This window comes from Allobosea sp. RCC_152_1 (assembly GCF_041360765.1).
Classification (GTDB): domain Bacteria; phylum Pseudomonadota; class Alphaproteobacteria; order Rhizobiales; family Beijerinckiaceae; genus Allobosea; species Allobosea spartocytisi.
The window spans coordinates 103,786-127,618 of sequence record NZ_JBFUPU010000010.1 but is presented as its reverse complement, the minus strand read 5'-3'; the positions used below and the strand labels follow the sequence as shown (position 1 = coordinate 127,618).

Below are 23,833 nucleotides of genomic sequence, written 5' to 3'. Positions count from 1 at the left end.
GCCCATGACGCAGACGCTTCCCTCCGCCGCCGTCCTCGGCGCCCGTGCCTTCGCCGCGCTTTCCGGCCTGAACCGCTTCTCCGACGAGCCGGGCAAGCTGACGCGGCTCTATCTCTCGCCGGCGCACAGGCAGGCGGCCGAATGGGTCAAGGGTGCGATGGAGGTGGCGGGGCTTTCCGCCTTCATCGACGCGGCCGGCTCGGTGCAGGGCCGGCGCGAGGGCACTGTGCCGGGCGCGCCCGCCGTGCTGATCGGCTCCCATATCGATACGGTGAAGGATGGCGGGCGCTTCGACGGCAATCTCGGCGTCGTCGCCGGCATCCTCGCGGCGCAGGCGCTGCGCGATGCCGGGATCGGCCTGCCCTTCCCGATCGAGGTCGTCGCCTTCGGCGATGAGGAGAATGTCCGCTTTCCGACGCATCTCTCCACCTCCGAGGCGCTGGCCGGCCATTACGACCCGGCCTGGCTCGAGGCGCGCGACAGCGAGGGCGTGAAGCTCGCCGACGCGCTCGTCGCCTTCGGCGGCAATCCGGCCGGCATCGCTTCGCTCACCCGCAAGCCCGGCTCGATCCGGGCCTATCTCGAAGTGCATATCGAGCAGGGGCCGGTGCTGGAGGCCGAGAACGAGCCCGTCGGCATCGTCACCGCCATCAACGCCCAGAGCCGGGCGCGCGTGCGCGTCACCGGCGAGGCAGGGCATGCCGGCACCGTGCCGATGGCCCTGCGCAAGGACGCGCTGACCGCCGCCGCCGAAATGGCGCTGGCGCTGGAAGAGATCGCCGCGGCGCATGAGCTCGCCGTCGGCACGGTCGGCGTGCTCAGCCCCGAGCCCGGCGCGACCAATGTCGTGCCCGGCGCCGCCGAATTCACCATCGACTACCGTGCGCCCCGGAACGAGACGCTGGCCGCGATGGAGGCGGCGATCCGCAACCGCTTCGGCGCCATCGCGGCGCGGCGCGGCGTCGGGCTGGAGATCGTGCCCTATGCGAAAGCCGCGGCCGTCCCGATGGACCCGCAGCTGCAGGACGCTTTCGCCGCCGGCATGGCGCGGGCCGGCAGCAACCTCTCCGCCCGGCGACTGCCCTCCGGCGCAGGACATGACGCGATGGCGATGGCGGCGATCGCTCCGGTCGCCATGCTGTTCGTGCGCAATGAGAAGGGCATCAGCCACTCGCCGCGCGAGAACATGACCGAGGCCGATGCCGGCACCGCCATCAAGGTCCTGCTCGAAACGCTGCTGGAACTGGCCGAACGTTCGAAATAGAAGGGTTCCAGCCGCGACACCGCGCGCCATTCCGCCGCGACCCCAAAAGGCCTAGGAGAGGCGCGCCGCAGGAGGCTGGCCATGGATTTCGAGAGTTTCTTCCGCAGCGAGCTCGACGGGCTGCGACGCGAGGGCCGCTACCGGGTCTTCGCCGATCTGGAGCGTCAGGTCGGACGTTTTCCGACCGCGACCTATCACGGCGAGAGCGGCCCGCGCGACGTCACCGTCTGGTGCTCGAACGACTATCTCGGCATGGGTCAGCATCCGAAGGTGCTCGCCGCGATGCATCAGGCGCTCGACGGTTCGGGCGCCGGCGCCGGCGGCACGCGCAATATCGGCGGCACCAACCACTACCATGTCCTGCTGGAGCGCGAGCTCGCCGATCTCCACGGCAAGGAAGCGGCGCTGATCTTCAATTCCGGCTACATGGCGAACTGGGCCGCGCTCTCGACGCTGGCCGCGCGCATCCCCGGCTGCATCGTCCTGACCGACGCGCTGAACCATGCCTCGATGATCGAGGGCATCCGGCATTCGCGCGTCGAGAAGCACATCTTCGCCCATAACGACCCGGCCGATCTGCGCCGCAAGCTCGCCGCGCTCGATCCGAGCAGGCCGAAGCTGATCGCCTTCGAGTCGGTCTATTCGATGGATGGCGACATCGCGCCGATCGCGGAATTCTGCGACATCGCCGAGGAGTTCGGCGCCATGACCTATTGCGACGAGGTCCATGCTGTCGGGCTCTACGGGCCGCGCGGCGGCGGCGTCTCGGAGCGCGAGGGGCTGACCGGCCGGCTCACCCTGATCCAGGGCACGCTGGCGAAAGCCTATGGCGTGATCGGCGGCTATGTCGCAGGCTCGGCGGCGCTGTGCGACTTCATCCGCAGCTTCGCCTCCGGCTTCATCTTCTCGAGCTCGCTGCCGCCGGCGGTGGCGGCCGGCGCGATCGCCGCGATCGCGCATCTCAAGGAGAGCCCGGCCGAGCGCGAGCGCCAGCAGGACCGGGTGCAGGCACTGCGGCGCAAGCTCGACGCGGCCGGCATTCCGCATCTGGAGAACCCCAGCCATATCGTCCCGGTGATGGTCGGCGAGGCGAAGGCTTGCAAGGCGATCAGCGACGAATTGCTGGCGCGCTTCGACATCTATGTCCAGCCGATCAACTATCCGACCGTGCCGCGCGGCACGGAGCGGCTCAGGATCACGCCCTCGCCCTTCCATTCCGACGCCGATATCGATGCGCTGGTGGCGGCGCTCGGTGCGATCTGGGCGCGGGATGGGCTGAAGCGCGCGGCTTGAGGCCGGTCAGCCGCGCTTGGCCACGATCATCAGGGTCGCCGAGAGCAACCCGAAGACCGTGGCGAGGCCAGCAAGGATCAGGGTTCCCAGCCACAGGGACAGAAAACCCTCGATCTCGGCCTTGTCCGGCGTTGCTGCGTCGTAAAGCACGATCACCTGATCGCCCCTGCGATAGGCCGGTGGGCTCGTGCCCCATGAGGTCACGAAGGTGACGGCCTGTCCCTGCGCCGTCTGAAAGCTCACGACCGGGCGGTAGGTCGAGTTCCCACCGCCGTGCCGGAGTTCGACTACGGTTCCTGAGGCGCGCTCGGCACGCGCCAGCAGCTTCTGGTTATGGCTGTAGGTGAAATAGCAGGCCGTCGCGAGAATGACGGCAACGACCCCGAAAACGCAGCCGATGCGCCAGAACAGGAGCCTGCCATCCTGGGCAAGGCCCCCGAACCGTTGCTTCCTGCGGCTTTCGCCCATCCGCCTTCAGAGATTGAAGACGCGGTGGGGGACGAACTCGCCGTTGTCGATCGAGCCGGTCGCGATCAGCGTGCCGGCGCAGGTCGCATAGGCCGCCTCGGCCGCGATCGGCGCTCCGGCGCCACGCAGCAGGGCGCTCTGGCCGCGCTTGAGGCGGGTCGCGGCGTCGCGATGGATCACGACCTCGGGAATGAGCGTCAGCGCGGCCTTGACCGGCTTCAGCGCCGCGGCTGCGCCCTCCGGGCTCTCGCGCAGGGTCTCAACGGCGGCTGCGTCCGCCACGGCGAAGGGGCCGACGCGGGTGCGGCGCAGATGCGCGACATGGCCGAGGCAACCCAGCGCGAGCCCGAGATCGCGAGCGATGGCGCGGACATAGGTGCCCTTGCCGCATTCGGCCTCGAAGGTGGTGGTCGCGCCGTCATGGCTGACGATGGAGAGCGCGTCGATCTCGACCGGGCGGGCCTGCAACTCGACATCCTCGCCGTCGCGGGCGAGGTCGTAGGCGCGCTCGCCCGCGATCTTGATCGCCGAGAATTTCGGCGGCGTCTGCATGATCGTGCCGGTGAAGCGCGGCAGCAAGGCCACGATGGCGGCTTCGTCCGGCCGCTTGTCCGAGGTGGCGATGACGCTGCCCTCGGTATCGTCGGTATTGGTCTGCGTGCCCCAGGCGACGGTGAACTGATAGGCCTTGCGGCCATCCATCACGAAGGGGACCGTCTTCGTCGCCTCGCCCAGCGCGATCGGCAGCAGGCCCGAGGCGAGCGGATCGAGCGTGCCGGCATGGCCGGCCTTCTTCGCCGAAAAGGCGCGCTTCACGACGCTGACCGCATGGGTCGAGGTCATGCCGACCGGCTTGTCGAGGACGACCCAGCCATGGACGTCGCGCTTCTTCGGGCGCGGCGCCGGGGCGGCGTCCTGGCCCGGGGCGATCTCGGATGGGTTCTCAGCGGTCATCGTCACGGCGGTCGTTTTCGGGGGCTTGGTCTTCGTGGTCCTGGTCGATCTTCAGGCGCTCCACCAGCGTGTCGCGGCGCACCTGCTCGGTATCGAGCAGCGCGTCGATGCGCTCGGCCTCGGCGAAGCTCTCATCGGCGCGGAAGCGGATATCCGGCGCGTATTTCAGGTTCACGCGATGGGCGATCTCGCCGCGCATATAACGCTTATTGGCTTCGAGTGCCTTGAGCACCGGCTTAACATCCTGCCCGCCGAGCGGCATGATGTAGGCCGTGGCGAGCTTGAGATCCGGCGAGAGACGGACTTCGGGAACGGTGATGACGTGTTTCGCCAGTACATCGTCATGGATGTCGCCACGCGCGAGCATCTCAGCCAGCGCATGGCGAATAAGTTCGCCGACGCGCAGTTGCCGCTGCGACGGACCGGAGGGTTTTGCAGGTTTGGCCATGGTTCTCGTTCTCCGGGATCGGACCGGATCAAACGTCACAGCCGGGTCTCACCCGACCGTCTCTTCAAAGATGAGGCGCTGGACGCGCTCTTCTCGTCACGAGATGGCCGGACCAAGCCCGGCCATGACGCGCTGTTTCAGGAAGCGCCGCCTCAGAGGGTGCGCTTGATTTCCTCGACGCGGTAGCACTCGATCACGTCGCCAGGGCGCATGTCCTGGTAGTTCTCGAAGGACATGCCGCATTCCTGGCCGGCCACGACTTCCTTGGCGTCGTCCTTGAAGCGCTTGAGCTGGGCGAGCTTGCCCTCGTGGACCACGACGTTGTCGCGGATCAGGCGGACATTGGCGCCGCGCTCGATCGTGCCGTCGGTGACGCGGCAGCCGGCGATCTTGCCGACCTTCGAGACGTTGAAGATCTCGAGGATCGTCGCATTGCCGAGCATGGTCTCGCGCAGGGTCGGCGCCAGCAGGCCCGACATCGCATCCTTCACGTCATCCATGAGGTTATAGATGATGTTGTAATAGCGGATCTCGACGCCGGCCCGCTCCGCCGCCTCGCGCGCTTCCTTATGCGCGCGGACGTTGAAGCCGACCACGACCGCGCCCGAAGCCTGGGCGAGCGTGACGTCCGACTCGGTGATGGCGCCGACGCCCGAGGACAGGACGCGAGCCCGCACCTCGTCGTTGCCGACCTTCTCGAGCGCTCCGACGATGGCCTCGACCGAGCCCTGCACGTCGCCCTTGACGACGAGCGGGAACTCCTTGCGGCCGGCGCCTTCCTTCAGATCGCGCATCATGTCGGCGAGCGAGCGACCGGCGCCGGAGGCAGCGCCACGGGCAGCGAGACGATCGCGACGCTGCCGCTCCCGGTACTCGGTGACCTCGCGGGCACGCGCTTCCGACTCGACCACCGCGACGCGGTCGCCGGCCTCGGGCGTGCCGTTGAAGCCGAGAACCTCGACCGGCATGGAGGGCGGCGCCTCCTTCACCTGCGCGCCGGTGTCGGCGATGAGCGCACGGACGCGGCCCCATTCGGCACCCGCCACGATGATGTCGCCGGTGCGCAGCGTGCCGCGCTGAACGAGGACGGTCGCGACCGGGCCGCGGCCGCGGTCGAGCTTGGCCTCGATGACCGTGCCTTCTGCAGCGCGGTCGGGATTGGCCTTGAGATCGAGCACCTCGGCCTGCAGCGCGATCGCCTCGAGCAGCTTGTCGAGGTTGTGGCCGGTCTTGGCGGAAACCTCGACCTCAAGCGTCTCGCCGCCGAGCGTCTCGACCTGGATCTCGTATTGCAGCAATTCGGCCCGGACACGATCGGGGTTGGCGTCGGCCTTGTCGACCTTGTTGATCGCCACAATCAGCGGCACGCCGGCCGCCTTGGCGTGATGGATGGCCTCGGCCGTCTGCGGCATGACGCCGTCATCGGCCGCGACGACCAGCACGACGATATCCGTCACCTTGGCGCCGCGGGCGCGCATCGCCGTGAAGGCGGCGTGGCCGGGGGTGTCGATGAAGGTCACCTGGCTGCCCAGCGGCGTCGTCACCTGATAGGCGCCGATATGCTGGGTGATGCCGCCGGCCTCGCCGGTGACGACCTTGGTCTTGCGGATCGCGTCGAGCAGCGAGGTCTTGCCGTGGTCGACATGGCCCATGATCGTCACGACAGCCGGGCGGGCCTCCAGGGCCTCGTCGGTGTCCGGCGTATCGAACAGGCCTTCCTCGACGTCGGATTCGGCGACGCGCTTGACCGTGTGGCCCATCTCCTCGGCGATGAGCTGAGCGGTGTCGGCGTCGATCACGTCGGTGATCTTGTGCATCGCGCCCTGCTTCATCAGCAGGCGGATGACGTCGACGCCGCGTTCCGTCATGCGGTTCGCGAGTTCCTGGATGGTGATCGTCTCGGGGATGATCACCTCGCGCATCACGCGCTCTTTCTGAGCGTCGGAGGCGCGGTGGCCGGTCATGCGCTGCACGCGGCGACGGAACGAGGCGACCGAGCGTGTCCGCTCGTCCTCGCTCCCGGTGGCGGTCGACAGTGTCAGGCGGCCACGGGGCCGGTCATTGCTGACCTTGGGCGTCTTGGGCGCCGCCGGAGCGGGACCGCGGCCAGGCCCCGCACCCAGGCCGGGACGGCGGAACGCGGCCTTGACGTCGACATCATCAGAGCGATTGCGCGTGGTGTTGGCCGAGGGAGCCTGGCGCACGGGGCGGGCGACCGCGGGCTCGGCCGGAGCCGAAGCATCCATGCGCGGCGCACGGGGCGCATCGGAACGCGGCGGACGCGAATCCAGCCGCGGCGGGCGCGCGCCGGTGTCGCGCATCGGCGGACGCGGCGTGAACTCGCGCGGACCGGACGGGGCCGGGCGGCCATAATACTGGGTCGGCTGGGGCGCCGGAGCCTGGTCCGGCGACGGGGCGGACTCACGCGGCTGCTGCGCGGGTGGCGGCGAAGCCGGGCGGGCGACCTGCTCGTCGCGCTGGCGCACGACGGTCTCGGCGCGGCGCTTCTGCTCGTCCTCGTGACGGCGGCGCTCCTCTTCCTGGCGCTGGCGAGCCAGGGCGGCCTCGCGCTCCTGGCGTTCGCGCTCGGCGGCCTGGGCGCGCTGGCGGGCCTCGTCCTCGGCGGCGCGGCGCGCCTCTGCCTCGGAGCTGCGGGCCTCGGCCAGAGCGCGCTGGCGGGCGTCCTTCTCCTCATCGGAGAGGGTGCGCAGCAGCATGCTGCCGGCCGGACGCTGCGGCGCGGGCGCCTGAGGAGCGGGGCGCGGGGCGGACTGGGCCGGCGCCGGCTGCGGCGGACGCGGCGGGACGGGCTCCTTGACCTCGTGCCCCGGGACGCGGCGCTTGACCTCCACGACCACCTGCTTCGTGCGCCCATGCGAGAAGCTCTGCCGAACAGTGCTCTGCTCGACAGGTCGCTTCAACGACAGGGTCTTGGGCGGGTTGACGCTGAGAGTCTTGTCGCCCGGGGTCTTGCTATCGGTCATTCCGCGTTCGGTCCTGCCGGTTCGGTCGTGTCTTCGGGTTCATTCTGGTCGGATGCGGCGGTATCGTCCGTCCGGTACCGGACGAGCCGACGCCAGCGGGAGAGGACACCCTCCGCCGCCGGACCCGGAGCAAGCGCGGCATGTATCACATGTGCCCGCCCCAACGCCAATTCCAAATCCGCCGCCGCGAAAATCGTGACGACGGGCAATCTGCGGACCTTGAGGCCCTCGCTCTCGCGGGCCGCCTCGGCCCGCCGGATGGCCTGGCCGATCTTGCGCTTGCCATCCTCGGCGCCATCGCTCGCCGCGATGACGGCGAGGCAGCGGCCGGTTTCGACCAGAGCCTCGACCTTGCCGAAGCCGGCGACGACGAGGCCCGCCTTGTTCGCCATCGACAACGCCTGCTGCACGTCCCGCAGCATCAGCGCGTCGATCATCTCCGGAAGGTCGGCGGGAACCGCGACCTTCGTCTTCAACGAGCGCTCGAACGCCTTGCGCCGGATCGCCTCGGTCACGGCCTTGCGACTGAGGCTCGCCCAGACACCGCGCCCGGGCAGCTTGCGCCGCAAATCCGGCACCAGCGTCCCGTCAGGGCCGGCGACGAAGCGGATCAGATCGTCGGGGGCCTTCACCGCACGGGTGAGGACGCAACTGCGCTCCGATCCTTCCTTCAGCGTCGCCGCCTTCATCGCGGGCGCTCCGCTCAGGCTTCGGCGGCCTCGTCGGCTTCTGCCTCGGGCTCCTCCGCCGGAGCCTCGACCCAACCCGCATGAACGCGTGCGGCCATGATGATGGCTTCCGCATCCTGGCGAGAGAGATCGAAGCCGTCGAGATAGCCGGCATGACGGGTCGATTCACCGTCCTTGCGCTCGGTCCAGCCGGTGAGGTCGTCCGTGGCGCAGCCGGCGAGATCCTCGACGGTCTTCACGTCGTTCTCGCCGAGCGCCACCATCATGGAGGTGGTGATGCCCTCGACCTCGCGCAAGGCGTCCTCGACGCCAAGCGCACGGCGCTTCTCGTCGAATTCAGCCTCGACGGCGGCGAGGTGCTCCAAAGCCCGGTTCTGAATCTCGGAGGCGGTGTCCTCGTCGAAGCCCTCGATCGAGGCGAGCTCGGAGAGCTCGACATAGGCGAGCTCCTCGACATTGCGGAAGCCTTCGGACGCCAGGAGCTGGCCGACCGTCTCGTCGACGTTCAGCGCGTTCATGAAGATCTCGGTGCGCTGCACGAATTCCTTCTGGCGACGCTCCGACTCCTCGGCTTCAGTGAGGATGTCGATGTCCCAGCCGGTGAGCTGCGAGGCGAGGCGGACGTTCTGGCCGCGGCGACCGATGGCGAGCGAGAGCTGCTCGTCGGGCACCACCACCTCGATCTTGTCGGCTTCCTCGTCGAGCACGACCTTGGCGACTTCCGCCGGCTGCAGCGCGTTGACGACGAAGGTCGCGACATCAGGCGACCACGGGATGATGTCGATCTTCTCGCCCTGGAGTTCGCCGACGACGGCCTGGACACGCGAGCCGCGCATACCGACGCAGGCGCCGACCGGGTCGATCGAGGAATCGCGGCTGATCACGGCGATCTTGGCGCGCGAGCCCGGATCGCGGGCGACGGCCTTGACCTCGACGATGCCGTCATAGATCTCCGGCACTTCCTGGCCGAAGAGCTTGGCCATGAACTGCGGATGGGTGCGCGACAGGAAGATCTGCGGGCCACGCGGCTCGCGGCGCACGTCGTAGACATAGGCGCGGGCACGGTCGCCGACCTTGAAGGTCTCGCGCGGGATCATCTCGTCACGGCGGATGATCGCCTCGCCGCGGCCGAGGTCGACGAAGACGTTGCCGTATTCGACGCGCTTGACCGCGCCGTTGACGATCTCGCCGATGCGATCCTTGTACTCGTCGTACTGGCGGTCGCGCTCGGCCTCGCGGACCTTCTGGACGATAACCTGCTTGGCCGACTGGGCGGCGATGCGGCCGAAATCGAAGGGCGGCAGCGGATCGGCGATGACGTCGCCGACCTGGGCGGCCGGGTTATGGCGCTTGGCCTCGTCGACGGTGATCTCGATCGCCGGGTTCTCGACGGTCTCGACGACCTGGAGGTGGCGGGCGAGGCGCAGTTCGCCGGTCTTGGTGTTGATCTCGGCATGGACGTCGGTCTCGGCGCCGTAGCGCGAGCGGGCCGCACGGGCGATCGCGTCCTCCATCGCGTCGAGCACGATCTGCCGGTCGATCGATTTCTCGCGGGCGACCGCATCCGCGATCTGCAGCCATTCGAGCCTGTTGGCGGCGACCACCATGGCGCTCACTCCTCTTCCGTATCTGTTTCGTGCGGAGCCGGTCCGCGCTTCTTGCCCGGACGCGGGCCGAGCGATTTTCCATGGCCCTTCTTCGGGCCGGCGACTTCGTCGGGTGCCGGCATCTCGGGCGGCAGGCCCGATTTGCCGCGACGCAGCGACTCGGTGACCAAAGCGTCGGTCAGCACGAGACGCGCATCCGCGATCAATCGCATCGGGATGGCGACGTCGCGCTCCTCGTCGCTCCTGGCATCGTCGCGGGCCAGCAGCGCATCCGTACCGGAAACCCCGCGCAGGATGCCGCGGAAACGCTTGCGGTTGGCGACCAGCTCGCTCGTGTCGATCTTGGCGAGGTGCCCGGCCCAGCGCTCGAAATCGCTCGCGCGCACCAGCGGGCGGTCGATCCCCGGCGAGGAGACCTCGAGATAATACGCCGCCTGGATGGGATCGTCGACATCCAGCACCGGCGAGACGGCCTGGCTGATTTCCTCGCAGCCCTCGACCGTCATCGAGCCATCCGGCCGCTCGGCCATGATCTGGACGGTGCAGCCATTCTGCGCGGTCACGCGCACACGCACCAGCCGGTAACCGAGATCGACGATCGCCGGCTCGATGATCATGGCAACGCGCGCCGCCACGCCGCTCTCGACGACGAGGCGCGGCTCCTGAGCGGATGATGCTGTCGGTTCGCTTGTCGGTTCGTTCATGCCCCGGGCCGTCCCGTCTGCCTGGCGGGTCGCGGCCAATAAAAAAGAGCGGGCCGGCCGGCCCGCTCTTGATCACCGGCGTTAACCGATACCAGAGCTGTTGGCCGCTATGTAGTCCGCCTTGCGGCAAGATGCAAGCGTGGCCACCGCCGCGCCAGAAGGGCCGAGATTTGCCCTTTCCTGCTAACCCGTTGGTCATCCTTGCGTGTCACCTTCACGGTGAAACCCTGCGCGAGGACACGGGATGAGTGCGGTCGGCACGATGCTGCGAGACCTGGAATCGACGATACAGCGTGGCTCCGGCCACGAGCGTGCCGAGATCCTCGCCCGGTTGACGGATCTGTTCCTCGCCACCGCCATCCACATGGACGAAGAGCAGGTCGGCGTCTTCGACGTGGTGATCGGGCGGTTGTCGCGCGTCATCGAGCTCCATGCCCGCATCGAGCTGGCGGAGCGGCTGGCATCGATCCCGAACGCGCCGAACGGCGTCATTCACCAGCTCGCCCTCGACGAAATCGCCGTCGCGCGCCCGGTCCTCATTCAATCGCCGCGGCTCAGCGACCAGGATCTGGTCGCGATCTCGGCGGCGAAGGGCCGGGACCATATGCTCGCCATCACCGAACGGCCCAATCTCGGCGAGCCCGTCACCGATTTCCTGATCCTGCGCGGCGGCCGCGTGGTGACGCATGCCGTCGCCTCCAACCAGACAGCGCGCTTCTCGCGGCACGGCATGGGCGTGCTGGTGATGCGGGCGGTGCAGGACGACGCCTTGCAGGCGACGCTGGGCATGCGCCGCGACATCCCCACCGAATTGTCCGAGCAACTGATCCGGGCGGCCAAGAACTCCGCCCGCAAGCGCCTCAACGAGAGCCTCGCCCTGGCGCTGGTCGACGAGATCGACGACGCCGTGGAGCGGGGCGCCGAAGCGCTCGCCGCCGACGGTCAGATGCCTAGCGAGCTCGGCCCGATCAGCGCCGCCCTGACGGAGATCAAGGAGCTGAACGAGGCCGGCCAGCTCGACGAGGCCAAGGTGCGCGCCCTGGCCCAGAGCGGGGCGACCGAACATGCGACCTGCGCGCTCGCCGTCCTGGCGCAGCTCAGCCTGCCGGCGGCCGAGCAGATCATCCTCGGCTCCGACCGCGAGGCCGTGCTGCTCGTCGCACGCGGGCTCGGCTGGTCCTGGGAGACGACGGCGGCGCTGATCTCGCTGCGCAAGGACCTCGGCAAGTCGGAAGCCGCCATCGAGCGGGCCCGCGACAGCTTCCGCAACCTCGCCCAGAGCACGGCCCAGCGCGTGCTCGGCTTCCTCAGGATGCGCGACGCAAGGCCGTGAGATAGCTGGACACGCGGCCTTCCCTGACCGCCTTCGCCTCGTAGCGCGTGCGGATCCAGCCGGGATAAGGCCGGCGCCAATCCTCGGCGCGCTCGTCCGTCCAGTCGAAATCCGGCGAGGCGAGCAGGCGCGTCAGCGTCCAGCCGACATAGTCGTCTATATCGCTGGCGAAGCGGAAACGACCGCCCGGCCTGAGTGCGCGAGCGAACAAGCCAAGCGTGTGCTCCGAGACGAAGCGGCGCTTGCGCTGGCGGCGCTTCGGCCAGGGATCGGGATAGAGCAGGTCTATGGCGTCGAGGCTACCGGCCGGGAAGCGCGGCAGCAGCAACGCGGCATCGTCGTCCCAGACGCGGATATTGGTCAGGCCCTCGCGCTCGGCGACCGCCAGGAACTTGGCCATGCCGTTGATGAAGGGCTCGACGCCGATGAAACCGATCTGCGGGCTCTCGCGCATCCGCATCAGCAGATGCTCGCCCCCGCCAAAGCCGATCTCGAGCCGCACCGCCTCGACGGGCTGCGGGAACAGCGCCTTGAGGTCGGCGATCTCACCCTCCGGCAGGCGCAGACGCGGCAACGTCTCTTCGATCAGCAAGCTCTGGCCGTCGCGCAAGGCCTTGCCCTTGCGGCGGCCGTAGAAGGCGCGTTCGTCATGATCGGAGTCGTAGGTCATGATCGTCTTCGTATCGCTTTGTCCGATGGAGCCGTCATTCCGGACGCAGCGAAGCGGAGATCCGGAATCCGTCACAGAGCTGCGGAGCCTTACGATGGAGCCCGGGTCGGGCCCGGGATGACGGGGGTGTTTCAGCGACCTTATCCGTCAAGTCAAAGAAAAAAGGCCGGGTGAACCCCGGCCTTTCCATTCCTGACCCGGGGGTCAATCTCAGGCGACGGCCTTCTTCAGCGCGTCGACGAGATCGGTCTTCTCCCAGGAGAAGCTGCCGTCGCGGCCGGCCTTGCGGCCGAAATGGCCATAGGCCGAGGTCTTGGCATAGATCGGCTTGTTGAGGCCGAGATGGTTGCGGATGCCGTTCGGCGACAGGTCGACCAGCTTGCCGAGCACGTCCTCGAGCTTGGCTTCGTCGACCTTGCCGGTGCCGTGCAGGTCGACATAGATCGACAGCGGCTTGGCGACGCCGATGGCGTAGGAGAGCTGGATCGTGGCGCGGTCGGCCAGCTTGGCCGCGACGACGTTCTTGGCGAGATAGCGCGCCGCATAGGCCGCCGAGCGGTCGACCTTGGTCGGGTCCTTGCCCGAGAAGGCGCCGCCGCCATGGGGAGCCGCGCCGCCATAGGTGTCGACGATGATCTTGCGGCCGGTCAGGCCGGCGTCGCCGTCCGGGCCGCCGATGACGAACTTGCCGGTCGGGTTGATGTGCCAGACCGTGTCCTTCGAGATCCAGCCATCCGGCAGCGCCTGACGGATATAGGGCTCGACGATCTTGCGGACATCGGCCGAGGACAGGCTTTCGTCGAGATGCTGGGTCGAGAGCACGATCTGGGTGACGCCGACCGGCTTGCCGTTCTCGTACTTGACGGTGACCTGGCTCTTGGCGTCGGGGCCGAGCTTGGCGGCGTCGCCCTCGCCCTTCTTGCGGGCGAGCGTCAGCGTCTCCAGGATCTTGTGGGCGTAGTAGATCGGGGCGGGCAGCAGTTCGGGCGTCTCGCGGCTGGCATAGCCGAACATGATGCCCTGGTCGCCGGCACCGACATCCTTGTTGCCGGACTCGTCAACGCCCTGGGCGATGTCGGCCGATTGCGGGTGCAGCAGCACGTCGATCTTGCAGGTCTTCCAGTGGAAGCCGGCCTGCTCGTAGCCGATGTTGCGGATCGCCTTGCGGGCCGCCGACTTCACCTTCGACTTGATCTGCTTCTCGTCGAGATGGGTGCGGACCTCGCCGGCGATGACGACACGGTTCGTCGTCGCCAGCGTCTCGGCCGCGACGCGGACCTTGGACGGCTCATAGCCGGCCTTCACCGCCTCCTTGAAGAACAGATCGACGATCTCGTCCGAGATGCGGTCGCAGACCTTGTCGGGGTGGCCTTCCGAGACCGATTCGCTGGTGAACAGGTAATTCTGGCGTGACACGGTCGCGGCTTCCCTTGAATCTGGGCACGATGAAAGCGCCTGGCGCGGCATGCGCCAGCATGGAAAACGCCCCGTCAATGCAGCCGGACGCGTTCGCCGTCAAGCGCTATAATTCGTTTATCGGGAAGATCGTTCGACAAGTCGAACAAAACGAAGCGAAAACTAAGCCTTTTCGCTGTCTTCCTCGGCCAAGGCCTCGACCAGATCGATGACACGGCGGCGGACCCGACTATTCTTAATGCGGGTGAAGGCCTTGGTGAGCTGCACGCCTTCGCTGGTCGACAGGAAATCCGAAATATAGGTCGTCGCCGCGGAATCGGAAAAACCGCCGGCCGGCATATCGCCGCTCGGCGCTCCGTCGAAGAAGAAGGCTACCGGCACATCGAGCATCTTGGCGATCTGCTGCAGGCGGCTCGCGCTGATGCGATTCGAGCCCTTCTCGTATTTCTGGACCTGCTGGAACGTCAGCCCCAAGGCCTCGCCCAGCCTCTCCTGGCTGATCCCGGCAAGCATGCGTCTCATCCGAACTCGGCTGCCTACATGGCGGTCGATCGGATTGGGTACCTTCTTGATCATCATTCAACCTGTCCTAGCATCATTGTCTTGGCCAGGAGCCGCAATCCTGGTCGGCGCGGAGGTCGTGATGTATTACAAGCCAGCGATCCGGTCCACTGGTCTCGAAAAAGTTAATGTTAGGCCCTCAGACCCGCAAAATCCGGGCCAGAGCGAGGAAAAGGGCCAAGAGTCCGGCGAAGACCAGATCGCCCCATCGCGCATAGAATGTCGGGGCGCCCGAGCGCGGCAGGCCAGCATCCAGCACGCCTTCGCTGCCGAGCGGCAGGCTGGCGACGACGCGGCCATAGGCGTCGACGACACCGGAAATGCCGGTGTTGGCGACGCGGACGAGCGGCAGGCCTTCCTCGATGCTGCGCAGCCGCGCCTGGGCGAAGTGCTGATAGGGACCGCTGGTCTGGCCGAACCAGCCATCATTGGTGAGGTTCAGGAAAAAGGCCGGGCGCGGCCCCCGCGGCACAACCGCGCCGGGAAAGACGGCCTCGTAGCAGATCAATGGCGCCGCGGTCGGCAGCCCCTTGATCGCCAGGGGCAAATGCGTGCTTCCCGCCGAAAATCCTCCGGGAACCGAGACGAACTGCGACAGGCCGACGGCGCGGATCAGCGTGCCGAGGATCGGCGGCAGATATTCGCCGAAGGGTACGAGATGGACCTTGTCGTAGCTCGCGACGATGGCGCCCTCGTCGTTCACAACCTGAATGGAGTTGTAGATCGGCGGCCGGCCCTCGCCCGGCAGGATCTCGCCGGCCCTTGCCGCGCCGGTGATCAGGGTCACGTCCGGCGGCAGGGCGGCCGCGATGCGCGCGAGCGCTTGCGGGGTGCGCCCGAGCAGGAAGGGGAAGGCGGATTCGGGCCAGATCACATGGGTGACGTTCTGGAGGCCCGGCGTCTGCGGACTCGTCGCCCGGTCGCTGAGCTCGAGATAGTGGTCGAGGATCGCCGCGCCGTTATTGCCGTTGAACTTGGCGTCCTGCGGCAGGTTCGGCTGCATCAGCCGCAATTTGACGCCGGCGACCAGCGGCGAGGGGCCGGACGGCACGCGCCAGACGCCATAGGCGAAGAAGGCCGCGAGAGCGGCCAACGCCAATAGCGACGGCGCCCAGCGCCCGGACGGGCCCGCCGCGGTGCTGAGCGTCGCGGGTGCCGCGCCGATTGCCACGGCGAAGAGCGTGAGCCCATAGAGCCCGAAGAGCGAAGCGACCTGCGCGAGATGGATCTCGCCGGCCAGCATCATGCCGTAGACGTTCCAGGGGAAGCCGGTCAGCACATGGCCACGCAGCCACTCGCTGATCCCCAGCATTGCGGCGAGGACAAGGATGCGGCCCGCGCCCTTCGGCCAGAACAGCCGCGCCGCACCGAAGGCGAAAGCCGGAAATACCGCGAGGAAAGCCGGCAGCGCGACGACGCCGAGCGGCATCGCCCAGGCAAACTTGTCGGCCTCGACCAGAAAGGCCGCGCCGAGCCACCAGAGCCCGGCGATGAAGAAGCCGAAGCCCCACCACCAGCCAGCCACGAAGGCGGAGCGGAAGCGTTGCCAGCGCGTCGTCCCGACCGCGCCGTCCATCAGCCAGATGGCAAAGGTCATCGGCAGGACGACGAGCGGCCACAGATCCAGCGGCGGCAAGGCGAGCGCGCCGCTGGCGCCAGCGGCAAAGGCGATGAGCCGCCTGCGCCATCCCCAGGCCAGGATGACGGCCTCCGCGACCCCAGTGATCGGCATCAGCCGGGCTCCATCGCCGCTTCTTCAGGCGCCGTCCGGTCGCGGCGACGGATGGTCAGGCGCTTCACGCGGCGCTGATCGGAATCGAGGACCTCGAAGGACAGGCCCTCGGGTCCGTCGACGATCTCGCCCTGCGCCGGAACGCGGCCGGCGAGCGTGACGATCAGCCCGCCCAGCGTGTCGATGTCGTCGGCGACCTCGTTGCCGGAGAGATCGACCCCGGTCGCCTGCTTGAGTTCGTCGAGGGTGGCGCGTGCATCGGCCGTGAAGCAGTCGTCGCCGGCCGGCGTGATCGGCGCCTCCTCCATGTCGTGCTCGTCCTCGATATCGCCGACGACGATCTCGATCAGGTCCTCGATCGAGACGAGCCCGTCCGTGCCGCCATATTCGTCGATGACGAGGGCGATATGGGTGCGGGTCGCCTGCATGCGGACGAGCAGGTCCACTGCCGGCATCGAGGGCGGAACGTAGAGGACGGGGCGCAGCAGCTTCGTGGCCGCGAGCGGGGTGGACAGATCGACCGCCGCCAGATCGTGCGGAGCCGTCCCCGCCTCATCGGCATCGGCGCCGGCCATGCCCGCGGGATGGGCCTTCTCGGCGATGTATTCGAGGAAGTCGCGGATATGGACCATGCCGCGGGGATCATCGAGCGAATCGTCGAAGACCGGCAGGCGCGAATGGCCGGCCGTGCGGAAATGGGCGAGGAGCTGGTCGAGCGTGACATCCGCCGGCACCGCGACGATGTCCGCCCGGGGTATCATGACATCGCTGACGCGGCGCTCGCGCAGGCCCAGCACATTGGTGAGCATGGCGCGCTCCTGCGCCGAGAGGTCGGCCAATTCGCCATTCGCCTCAGCCAGCGCCTCGACGATCTCCTCCCGCGCCGTGCCGCCGCCGCGCAATCCGAGCCGGTCGAGGAACTGGCCGAGCCAGTGGCCGAGGCCCCGGCCGGCGGTTTCGTTCTGGGATTGTCGACTGTCGTCGCTCATGGCCGTGAATGTTCTGAGAAAGACGGGGCCGGCTCGGTCACGAGCTCGGCATCGGCGTAAGGGTCGGCAATGCCGAGACGCGCGAGCGCCTCGACCTCGAGCGCTTCCATGCGGCGCGCCTCAGCCTCGGCCTCGTGATCCTCGCCGAGCAGGTGCAGCAGCCCGTGGATGACGAGATGGCGGAAATGGTCGGGAAAGCTCTTGCCCTCGGCTTCGGCCTCGCGCGCCACGGTCTCGTAGGCGACGACGATGTCGCCGAGCAGCGGGCTGGTCGCGATGCGCTCCGGCGGCGCGGCCGGGAAGGAGAGCACGTTGGTCGCCTTGTCAAAGCCGCGCCAGTCGCGGTTGACGAGGCGGATGCGCCGGTCATCGGTCAGGAGCAGGCTGAGCTCGGCCCCGTCCAGGGGCCGGCGCGGCGCAACGGCCAGCCCCGCACGAAGCGCCTCACCGGCGATGGCGCGCAAGGCTGCGAGATTACCCAGCTCGCGCCAGCGGCGCGACTCGGCACGGATATCGAGAACCAGAGCCGGAAGGCTCTCCGCGGGCGGCGCCGAACGCCGCGCGCGAGGTCGATCCTTCATCGCGGCCGCTCCCGCGCCAACATCCGCTTCAATCCCTCACTGTCGCCCTCGCGATGCGCCTCGGGAGCCGCTGCGGAATTGCGCATCGCCTCCTCGCGCTCCTCGCGTTCGCGCCTCGCCGACGCCTCATAGGCCATCACGATGCGGCGCACCAGATCGTGGCGGACGACATCGCCCTCCTCGAAGCGGGCATAGCCGATGCCTTCGACGTCCTTGAGCAGCTTCGCCGCCTCGACGAGGCCGGAGCGCTGGCCGGGCGGCAGGTCGATCTGCGAGGGATCGCCGGTGATGATCATGCGCGAGCCCTCGCCCAGGCGGGTGAGGAACATCTTCATCTGCATCGAGGTGGCGTTCTGCGCCTCGTCGAGCAGCACGACGGCATTGGTCAGGGTCCGGCCGCGCATGAAGGCGAGCGGCGCGATCTCGATCATGCCGGTCTGCAGACCGCGTTCGACATGGCGCGCCTCCATGAAGTCGTTGAGCGCGTCGTAGATCGGCCGCAGATAGGGATCGACCTTCTCGCGCATGTCGCCGGGCAGGAAGCCGAGGCGTTCACCCGCCTCGACGGCCGGGCGCGACAGGATCATCCGTTCGACCACGCCCTGCTCGATCAGCGAGACGGCATGCCCGACCGCGAGCCAGGTCTTGCCGGTGCCGGCCGGCCCCTCGGCGAGAACGAGCTCATGGCGCTTGAGCTGGCGCAGATAGGCGTCCTGCGCCGCGTTGCGAGCCCTGACGGGACCGCGCTTGCGCGTGACGATCGCGTCGAAGGAGGCCTTGCCGGTGTCCGCCGTCGGGAAGAGCGAGCGCTGGACGTTGCTCTCCTCGATCGCACCGTCGACATCGCCGAGCGTCACCGCCGCGCCGGCCTTGGCGCGGGCATAGAGCGTCTTCAGCACGCGGACAGCCTGCTCGGCCGTCTCGCGCGGTCCCTTCGCCGTGACATGGTTGCCATTGGGATTGACGACGACGCCGAGCCGCCGCTCGAGATGAGCGAGGTTCTGGTCGTACTGGCCGAAGACCAGGCTGGCGAGGCGATTGTCTTCGAAACTCAACGTCACCTCGGTCGCCGGCAGGCCCTCGCGGGCGAGGCTCTCCCCGCGCGCCGGCGCGATCTCGCGCCGCGGGGTCCGGTCGGGTTTCGGCGTCATCGAATCAGCCTGTGCCAAATGCGTCATCTCCCTGACGGTTATTCCGGCCGGACAGGAACGACCGGCCCGGTCGTCTCACAGCATATCCGAACGCAACAATTTCAGCCTGATGACAGGGTGTGCTCAACCCGCAGATGGGGGCGAGAGGGCGCGCGCTCAAGCGGCCATTTCCTTTCGCGAACCTGCCCCGGCCTCAAATTTGCGGCCGAAGAGCGAATTGGTGCTGGTGCGCTCGATCACCACCCGCACGATATCCCCGATCTGATTCGTCTCGCTGTCGATCTGCACAGCCTGCAGATAGGGCGACTTGCCGGCAAGCTGTCCCGGGTGGCGCCCGGCGCGTTCCAGCAACACATCCACAGCCCGTCCGACCATCGCGGCGTTGAAGGCCTGGCGATGATGCTCGATGCGTTCCTGCAATCGATAGAGCCGCTCGTCCATGACGGCGCGCGGAATCTGCCCGTCGAGATCGGCGGCAGGCGTGCCGGGACGCGACGAATATTTGAAGGAATAGCTCGAGGCAAAGCCGATCTCGTCGACGAGGCGGATCGTGTCCTCGAAATCGGCATCGGTCTCACCGGGAAAGCCGACGATGAAGTCGGAGGAGAGCGCGATGTCCGGGCGTGCCGTGCGGATGCGCTCGATCAGGCGGCGATACTCGTCGCCGGTGTGCTTGCGGTTCATCGCCGCGAGGATGCGGTCCGAGCCCGCCTGCACCGGCAGGTGCAGGAAAGGCATCACCTGGGGCAGGTCGCGATGGGCGGCGATGAGATCGTCGTCCATGTCCCGGGGGTGGCTGGTGGTATAGCGGATGCGGGCGATGCCCGGCACCTCGGCGACGCGATGCATCAACCGCGCGAGGCCCCAGACGGCGCCGTCCGGGCCTTCACCGTGATAGGCGTTGACGTTCTGGCCGATCAAAGTGACGTCGCGCACGCCGGCTTCCGCCAGCCGCTCGACCTCCGCCACCACCTGCGCAACCGGCCGCGAGAACTCGGCGCCGCGCGTATAGGGCACGACGCAGAAGGCGCAGAACTTGTCGCAGCCCTCCTGCACCGTGACGAAAGCGGAGACGCCGCGCGCGCGAATGACCTGGGGCCTGGGCGCCGGCAGGAAGCCGAACTTGTCCTCGATGGGGAGATCGGTATCGACGACGCGCTTGTCCGCCGCCTCGGCCAGAAGCTCGGGCAGGCGGTGATAGGCCTGCGGGCCGACGACGAGGTCGACCGCCGGCTGGCGGCGCTGGATCTCGCCACCCTCGGCCTGGGCGACACAGCCGGCGACGACGATCTTCGTCTCCTGGCCCTCTGCCTTCTGGGCAGTCTTGATATCGCGCAGCTTGCCGAGCTCGGTATAGACCTTCTGCACGGCACGGTCGCGGATATGGCAGGTGTTGAGCAGGATCAGATCCGCGCCTTCCGGCGTCGCCGTCTCCTCATAGCCCTGCTCGCCCAGGATATCGGCCATGCGCTGCCCGTCATAGACGTTCATCTGGCAGCCGAAGGACTTGATGTGGACTTTCTTCATCGTCGCGGTCGGGATCTCCAAACCGTCTCCTTACTCCGGTTCGCGCGGCTTGAAAATCACCGCCATGCCGCAACGGACGGAAAGCAAGCAGCGGGCCAGCGCTTCCTTACCCGGCGGGACGGCCGGTCACGGCTTCGCGCCGGGCGGCGCGCACCGTCGCCTCCGCCAGCCGCGTCGCCTCCTTGCGCGAGGTCGCCCGGCCCATCACGATCGGCGCGCCCCAGACCAGTTCGACATCGACCTTTCCGCAGGCGAGCACATGCCTGAGATGCGGCACGAGCTCGGTATCGCCATACCAGGCGAGCGCGCCGCGCTCGATGCGCCCGCCGGGCAGGCCCTGCCGGCCGGTATAGGTGACGGCCAGCGGATAGACCGTCACGTCGCTTTCCGTGTCGCCCATCGCCTGATGGGCGGCGCCGAGCAGCGAGGAGCGGAAAGGCAGGATGCGCGTTCCGTCCCCGGTCGTGCCCTCGGCGAAGAGGACGATGTCCTCCCCCGCCGCGATGCGCGCGCCCATCGCCGCGGCGACGCCGGCCGTGGCGCTGCGGCGCTGGCGGTCGATGAAGACCGTGTGCTGGAGCTTCGCCAGGAAGCCGATGACGGGCCAGCTCGCGACCTCGCTCTTGGCGACGAAGGCGAGTTTCTGCTCGGCCCCGAGCACGCAGATATCGAGCCAGGAAACATGGTTGGCGACGATCAGCGCGCCCGCTCCGGGCGATGGCGGCGTGCCCCTGACCCGGCGGCGCACGCCGAGGCAGAAGCAGACGAGCCGATGGAAGCGCAGCGGCAGGACGCCGGCCCGCGCCGGCCATGCGCGGAGGACGACGAGCTGCAACGGCACCAAGGCGAGCGTGCCGAGCCCGAGCAGCGCAAGGCGAAGCAGGGCGCCTGCGGATAGTCCGTTCATGCGCGAGCGGTTCCGGTCATCGGCGTCGGGTCGGTCCTGATGGGATGCAAGGGCTTCTCATCGCCCGATTGCGGGCGGATGTCACGCGAGATCGAGCCGCATCGCGATCGCGGTGGCGCGCGAGCCGTCGGGCTTGGGGTAGTAGCCCTTGCGGCGGCCGACCTCGCGGAAGCCGAAATGGCGATAGAGCCGCTCCGCCGGCTCGTTGCCCTCCTCGACCTCGAGGAAGACCTGCGTGATGCCCTCGCTCGCCAGATGGGCGAGATGGACGGCGAGCAGGGTGCGACCGAGCCCGTCCCGGCGCCGTGCCGGAGAAACGACGATGCTGAGGATCTCGGCCTCGTCCGCCGCCTTGCGCGACATCACGAAACCATCCGGGCTATGGCCGCCGCCGCTGAAGACGCCATCGGCCACGACACCCGAATCGGCAATCAGCGCGGCGCATTCGGAAGGCTCCCAGCCGCGTGCGAAGCCGCCCAGATGATGCAGCGACGCGACCTGCCGCGCATGGGCGACATCGAGGCGCCCCGTCCGCGCGGGAGCCGAACCGGGATGAAGGAGCCTGCGCAACCAATCCATGCCGCTTGTTCGCACAGCCTGCCCCAAGGTCAACCCCGATCTGGCGAATGGCCTCACCGGCGCGGCAGCCGAGCCTTGTCCTGCGGGGTCGTTTCCGGCGCCTTGAGATAGAGCGGGCGCGGCGGAGCCGTCTCGGGATCGGCGATCAGGCCGAGCCGCGCCACCCAGGCGATATCGGGCGCCCTGGCGCTGTCGACCACGACGGCATCGAGGCCGATCGCCCAGGCCTCGTTCGCCACCGCCAGCGCCGAGGAACCGACCAGGCTGACCGGGCCGGCGCCGATGGCGCGCGCCGCATCGCGATAGCTGACCTGCCGCAGCGAGACCAGCGGCTTGCCTTCCGCGCTCAGCGCCTGAAACCAGACCTGCCCGTGCCTGGCATCGAGCGCGGCGGCGATGACGCGGCCGGGCTCGCGGCCGATCAATGGCGCCGCGCAGGCCGCGACGGTGGTGACGCCCACCGACGGGATGCCGGCCGCGAAGGCGATGGCACGCGCGGCGCTGACGCCGACCCTCAGGCCGGTATAGCTGCCGGGGCCAACGGTGACGGCGACACGGTCGAGCGAAGAGAAGCCCCCTTCGACCGCGTTCATCACCCGCTCGACCAGCGGCATCAGCGCCTCGGCATGGCCACGATCCATGGCGAGCTGCTCGCTGGCCAGCGGCTGCGCCTCACCGGCGTCGAGCACGCAAGCCGAGCAGGCGCCGAGCGCCGTGTCGATCGCGAGGATGCGCATCAGGGCCTCGATCCGGGGAGGCGATCCCGCGCTTCTTCGTTCACGACCAGGCTTCGCACGACCACGCCTTGCGCTCCGATATCAAACCGCCTCGACCCCGCGCACTTCCGGCAGGAAGTGGTGCAGCAGGTTCTGGATGCCGTGCTTCAGCGTCGCGGTCGATGAGGGGCAGCCGGAGCAGGCGCCCTTCATGACGAGATAGACCGTGCCGTCGCGATAGCCGCGGAAGGTGATGTCGCCGCCATCGCCGGCCACCGCCGGGCGGATGCGCGTCTCGAGCAAGTCCTTGATCGTCTCGACCGTCTGCGCGTCTTCTTCGGCGAAAAACTCGCCCTCCTCGATCACATCGGCGGCCGAGCCCTCCGACAGCACCGGGGCGCCCGACATGAAATGCTCCATGATGGCGCCGAGAATCGCGGGCTTCAGATGCGGCCACTCGCCGTCCGATTTGGTGACGGTGATGAAATCGGAGCCGAGGAACACACCCGACACGCCGGACACGCCGAACAGGCGCTGCGCCAGCGGCGAGCGCTCGGCCTCGGCGGGTTCGCGCATATCGAGCGTGCCGGCGCCCATGACGATGCGGCCGGGCAGGAATTTAAGGGTCGCCGGATTCGGCGTCGCTTCGGTCTGGATGAACATGGATACCTCCGGTACCGGCGATTCAAGGTCGCCGTTCCTGGCTCCGATATAGGCCGATGGATGGAATCATTCCAGCCGGGACGGTCGATGCCGACGTCGGTTCACGCCAACGCGTCGATCTCCTCGTCCTCCAGATGGCCGGGGACGATGGCGACGGGGATCGGAAAGCTCGCGGAGGACTTGCCGGCGAGCGCGCTGACGAGCGGTCCGGGCCCCTCGCGGCCGGTGCCGGCAGCCAGCACGAGAAGGGAGATGTCCTCATCCTCCTCGATCAGCTTGACGAGCTCATCGGCCTTGTCGCCGGTGCGCACGACCTTCTCGGGCTCCAGGCCGGCGAGCGCGCGCACGGCGGCTGCAGCCGTATCGAGACGCTTCTCGGCCTCGGCCTCGGCCTCCGCCTGCATCGCCTCGCCGACACCGAGCCAGGTCTCGTGCTCGGGCGGCGTGGCGACGCCGAGCAGAACGATGGACGCGCCGACGCGGGCGCAGCGGCGCGCCGCGAAACGCAGCGCCTTGGCGCATTCCTCGGTGTCGTCGACCACGGCGAGGAATTTCGGGCGATGGCCCGTCTCGTAGGACCGGCGTCTCTTGACCATG

The 23,833-nt window shown here is 68.3% G+C and carries 23 protein-coding genes; 3 read left to right on the top strand and 20 right to left on the bottom strand.

From position 1 onward, the window contains the following. The first annotated feature begins 4 nt into the window (after positions 1 to 4). Positions 5 to 1,264 carry an allantoate amidohydrolase gene (locus AB6806_RS24950; RefSeq protein ID WP_142023418.1) on the top strand — a complete coding sequence of 420 codons (1,260 nt, stop codon included), beginning with the start codon at positions 5 to 7 and terminating at the stop codon, positions 1,262 to 1,264. Between the two features lie 81 nt (positions 1,265 to 1,345). Further along, positions 1,346 to 2,557: a 5-aminolevulinate synthase gene (hemA, locus tag AB6806_RS24945; protein WP_142023419.1), complete on the top strand. Its 1,212-nt coding sequence runs from the start codon at positions 1,346 to 1,348 to the stop codon at positions 2,555 to 2,557. Between the two features lie 6 nt (positions 2,558 to 2,563). Here the strand turns inward: hemA and AB6806_RS24940 are convergent, their stop codons facing one another. From AB6806_RS24940 to rimP, 7 genes are all read right to left on the bottom strand, one after another. Beyond that, complete coding sequence (locus tag AB6806_RS24940; protein WP_051988254.1) at positions 2,564 to 3,025, bottom strand: DUF3592 domain-containing protein; 462 nt, start codon at positions 3,023 to 3,025, stop codon at positions 2,564 to 2,566. A gap of 6 nt (positions 3,026 to 3,031) precedes the next feature. After that, on the bottom strand, positions 3,032 to 3,979 hold the full coding sequence (gene truB / locus AB6806_RS24935; RefSeq protein WP_142023434.1) for a tRNA pseudouridine(55) synthase TruB: 948 nt from the start codon (positions 3,977 to 3,979) through the stop codon (positions 3,032 to 3,034). Beyond that, positions 3,969 to 4,427, bottom strand: coding sequence for a 30S ribosome-binding factor RbfA (gene rbfA / locus AB6806_RS24930; RefSeq protein WP_038365076.1), 459 nt, complete (start codon positions 4,425 to 4,427; stop codon positions 3,969 to 3,971). The genes truB and rbfA overlap by 11 nt, the downstream gene beginning before the upstream one ends. Before the next feature lie 152 nt (positions 4,428 to 4,579). Next, positions 4,580 to 7,411, bottom strand: coding sequence for a translation initiation factor IF-2 (gene infB, locus AB6806_RS24925; protein WP_142023420.1), 2,832 nt, complete (start codon positions 7,409 to 7,411; stop codon positions 4,580 to 4,582). After that, positions 7,408 to 8,100, bottom strand: coding sequence for an RNA-binding protein (locus AB6806_RS24920; RefSeq protein ID WP_142023421.1), 693 nt, complete (start codon positions 8,098 to 8,100; stop codon positions 7,408 to 7,410). Before AB6806_RS24920 ends, infB begins: the two co-directional genes overlap by 4 nt. 14 nt (positions 8,101 to 8,114) lie before the next feature. Then, a complete protein-coding gene (gene nusA / locus AB6806_RS24915) occupies positions 8,115 to 9,707 on the bottom strand; it encodes a transcription termination factor NusA (RefSeq protein WP_038365079.1) in 1,593 nt (530 codons plus the stop codon). A 5-nt stretch (positions 9,708 to 9,712) separates the two neighbouring features. Then, positions 9,713 to 10,411: a ribosome maturation factor RimP gene (gene rimP / locus AB6806_RS24910; protein ID WP_051988256.1), complete on the bottom strand. Its 699-nt coding sequence runs from the start codon at positions 10,409 to 10,411 to the stop codon at positions 9,713 to 9,715. Between the two features lie 244 nt (positions 10,412 to 10,655). Here rimP and AB6806_RS24905 point away from each other — a divergent pair, with 244 nt between their 5' ends. Continuing rightward, positions 10,656 to 11,744 (top strand): DUF2336 domain-containing protein, encoded by a 1,089-nt coding sequence (locus tag AB6806_RS24905; protein ID WP_142023422.1) that lies wholly within the window; start codon positions 10,656 to 10,658, stop codon positions 11,742 to 11,744. On the opposite strand, the gene trmB is transcribed toward AB6806_RS24905, so the two are convergent. From trmB to AB6806_RS24840, 13 genes are all read right to left on the bottom strand, one after another. After that, a complete protein-coding gene (gene trmB / locus AB6806_RS24900; RefSeq protein WP_370955761.1) occupies positions 11,719 to 12,414 on the bottom strand; it encodes a tRNA (guanine(46)-N(7))-methyltransferase TrmB in 696 nt (231 codons plus the stop codon). The two genes, AB6806_RS24905 and trmB, sit on opposite strands and share 26 nt — an antisense overlap. Before the next feature lie 210 nt (positions 12,415 to 12,624). Next, positions 12,625 to 13,881 carry a methionine adenosyltransferase gene (metK, locus tag AB6806_RS24895; RefSeq protein WP_210323529.1) on the bottom strand — a complete coding sequence of 419 codons (1,257 nt, stop codon included), beginning with the start codon at positions 13,879 to 13,881 and terminating at the stop codon, positions 12,625 to 12,627. A gap of 111 nt (positions 13,882 to 13,992) precedes the next feature. Further along, the gene (locus AB6806_RS24890) at positions 13,993 to 14,406 is read right to left on the bottom strand and encodes a helix-turn-helix domain-containing protein (protein WP_185748081.1); all 414 of its coding nucleotides are present in this window, start codon (positions 14,404 to 14,406) and stop codon (positions 13,993 to 13,995) included. Positions 14,407 to 14,530: 124 nt separating this feature from the next. After that, positions 14,531 to 16,123, bottom strand: a complete 1,593-nt coding sequence (gene lnt, locus AB6806_RS24885; RefSeq protein ID WP_370955760.1) for an apolipoprotein N-acyltransferase — start codon at positions 16,121 to 16,123, stop codon at positions 14,531 to 14,533. After that, on the bottom strand, positions 16,123 to 17,112 hold the full coding sequence (locus tag AB6806_RS24880) for a hemolysin family protein (RefSeq protein ID WP_142023424.1): 990 nt from the start codon (positions 17,110 to 17,112) through the stop codon (positions 16,123 to 16,125). Before AB6806_RS24880 ends, lnt begins: the two co-directional genes overlap by 1 nt. Beyond that, complete coding sequence (ybeY, locus tag AB6806_RS24875) at positions 17,109 to 17,693, bottom strand: rRNA maturation RNase YbeY (protein ID WP_370955759.1); 585 nt, start codon at positions 17,691 to 17,693, stop codon at positions 17,109 to 17,111. Before ybeY ends, AB6806_RS24880 begins: the two co-directional genes overlap by 4 nt. Further along, on the bottom strand, positions 17,690 to 18,844 hold the full coding sequence (locus tag AB6806_RS24870) for a PhoH family protein (RefSeq protein ID WP_081925517.1): 1,155 nt from the start codon (positions 18,842 to 18,844) through the stop codon (positions 17,690 to 17,692). Before AB6806_RS24870 ends, ybeY begins: the two co-directional genes overlap by 4 nt. A gap of 156 nt (positions 18,845 to 19,000) precedes the next feature. Beyond that, positions 19,001 to 20,371, bottom strand: a complete 1,371-nt coding sequence (miaB, locus tag AB6806_RS24865) for a tRNA (N6-isopentenyl adenosine(37)-C2)-methylthiotransferase MiaB (RefSeq protein ID WP_370955758.1) — start codon at positions 20,369 to 20,371, stop codon at positions 19,001 to 19,003. Between the two features lie 106 nt (positions 20,372 to 20,477). Continuing rightward, complete coding sequence (locus AB6806_RS24860; protein ID WP_370955757.1) at positions 20,478 to 21,278, bottom strand: lysophospholipid acyltransferase family protein; 801 nt, start codon at positions 21,276 to 21,278, stop codon at positions 20,478 to 20,480. Between the two features lie 81 nt (positions 21,279 to 21,359). Beyond that, positions 21,360 to 21,857, bottom strand: a complete 498-nt coding sequence (locus AB6806_RS24855) for a GNAT family N-acetyltransferase (RefSeq protein ID WP_038365093.1) — start codon at positions 21,855 to 21,857, stop codon at positions 21,360 to 21,362. 53 nt (positions 21,858 to 21,910) lie between these two features. Beyond that, positions 21,911 to 22,594, bottom strand: a complete 684-nt coding sequence (gene tsaB / locus AB6806_RS24850) for a tRNA (adenosine(37)-N6)-threonylcarbamoyltransferase complex dimerization subunit type 1 TsaB (RefSeq protein WP_038365095.1) — start codon at positions 22,592 to 22,594, stop codon at positions 21,911 to 21,913. An 81-nt stretch (positions 22,595 to 22,675) separates the two neighbouring features. Next, positions 22,676 to 23,236, bottom strand: coding sequence for a NifU family protein (locus tag AB6806_RS24845; RefSeq protein WP_038365097.1), 561 nt, complete (start codon positions 23,234 to 23,236; stop codon positions 22,676 to 22,678). A 101-nt stretch (positions 23,237 to 23,337) separates the two neighbouring features. After that, positions 23,338 to 23,832 (bottom strand): universal stress protein, encoded by a 495-nt coding sequence (locus AB6806_RS24840; RefSeq protein ID WP_038365098.1) that lies wholly within the window; start codon positions 23,830 to 23,832, stop codon positions 23,338 to 23,340. Position 23,833 lies beyond the last annotated feature (1 nt).

Bases quoted from the DNA above. Each gene is read 5' to 3' on its own strand.
- AB6806_RS24940 (WP_051988254.1), bottom strand. From the start codon at position 3,025: ATGGGCGAAAGCCGCAGGAAGCAACGGTTCGGGGGCCTTGCCCAGGAT.
- infB (WP_142023420.1), bottom strand. From the start codon at position 7,411: ATGACCGATAGCAAGACCCCGGGCGACAAGACTCTCAGCGTCAACCCG.
- AB6806_RS24860 (WP_370955757.1), bottom strand. From the start codon at position 21,278: ATGAACGGACTATCCGCAGGCGCCCTGCTTCGCCTTGCGCTGCTCGGG.
- tsaB (WP_038365095.1), bottom strand. From the start codon at position 22,594: ATGCGCATCCTCGCGATCGACACGGCGCTCGGCGCCTGCTCGGCTTGC.
- truB (WP_142023434.1), bottom strand. From the start codon at position 3,979: ATGACCGCTGAGAACCCATCCGAGATCGCCCCGGGCCAGGACGCCGCC.
- AB6806_RS24920 (WP_142023421.1), bottom strand. From the start codon at position 8,100: ATGAAGGCGGCGACGCTGAAGGAAGGATCGGAGCGCAGTTGCGTCCTC.
- AB6806_RS24880 (WP_142023424.1), bottom strand. From the start codon at position 17,112: ATGAGCGACGACAGTCGACAATCCCAGAACGAAACCGCCGGCCGGGGC.
- AB6806_RS24905 (WP_142023422.1), top strand. From the start codon at position 10,656: ATGAGTGCGGTCGGCACGATGCTGCGAGACCTGGAATCGACGATACAG.
- AB6806_RS24855 (WP_038365093.1), bottom strand. From the start codon at position 21,857: ATGGATTGGTTGCGCAGGCTCCTTCATCCCGGTTCGGCTCCCGCGCGG.
- lnt (WP_370955760.1), bottom strand. From the start codon at position 16,123: ATGCCGATCACTGGGGTCGCGGAGGCCGTCATCCTGGCCTGGGGATGG.
- rbfA (WP_038365076.1), bottom strand. From the start codon at position 4,427: ATGGCCAAACCTGCAAAACCCTCCGGTCCGTCGCAGCGGCAACTGCGC.
- trmB (WP_370955761.1), bottom strand. From the start codon at position 12,414: ATGACCTACGACTCCGATCATGACGAACGCGCCTTCTACGGCCGCCGC.
- AB6806_RS24950 (WP_142023418.1), top strand. From the start codon at position 5: ATGACGCAGACGCTTCCCTCCGCCGCCGTCCTCGGCGCCCGTGCCTTC.
- nusA (WP_038365079.1), bottom strand. From the start codon at position 9,707: ATGGTGGTCGCCGCCAACAGGCTCGAATGGCTGCAGATCGCGGATGCG.
- metK (WP_210323529.1), bottom strand. From the start codon at position 13,881: ATGCCGCGCCAGGCGCTTTCATCGTGCCCAGATTCAAGGGAAGCCGCG.
- rimP (WP_051988256.1), bottom strand. From the start codon at position 10,411: ATGAACGAACCGACAAGCGAACCGACAGCATCATCCGCTCAGGAGCCG.
- miaB (WP_370955758.1), bottom strand. From the start codon at position 20,371: ATGAAGAAAGTCCACATCAAGTCCTTCGGCTGCCAGATGAACGTCTAT.
- AB6806_RS24870 (WP_081925517.1), bottom strand. From the start codon at position 18,844: ATGACGCCGAAACCCGACCGGACCCCGCGGCGCGAGATCGCGCCGGCG.
- ybeY (WP_370955759.1), bottom strand. From the start codon at position 17,693: ATGAAGGATCGACCTCGCGCGCGGCGTTCGGCGCCGCCCGCGGAGAGC.
- AB6806_RS24890 (WP_185748081.1), bottom strand. From the start codon at position 14,406: ATGATCAAGAAGGTACCCAATCCGATCGACCGCCATGTAGGCAGCCGA.
- AB6806_RS24840 (WP_038365098.1), bottom strand. From the start codon at position 23,832: ATGGTCAAGAGACGCCGGTCCTACGAGACGGGCCATCGCCCGAAATTC.
- AB6806_RS24845 (WP_038365097.1), bottom strand. From the start codon at position 23,236: ATGTTCATCCAGACCGAAGCGACGCCGAATCCGGCGACCCTTAAATTC.
- hemA (WP_142023419.1), top strand. From the start codon at position 1,346: ATGGATTTCGAGAGTTTCTTCCGCAGCGAGCTCGACGGGCTGCGACGC.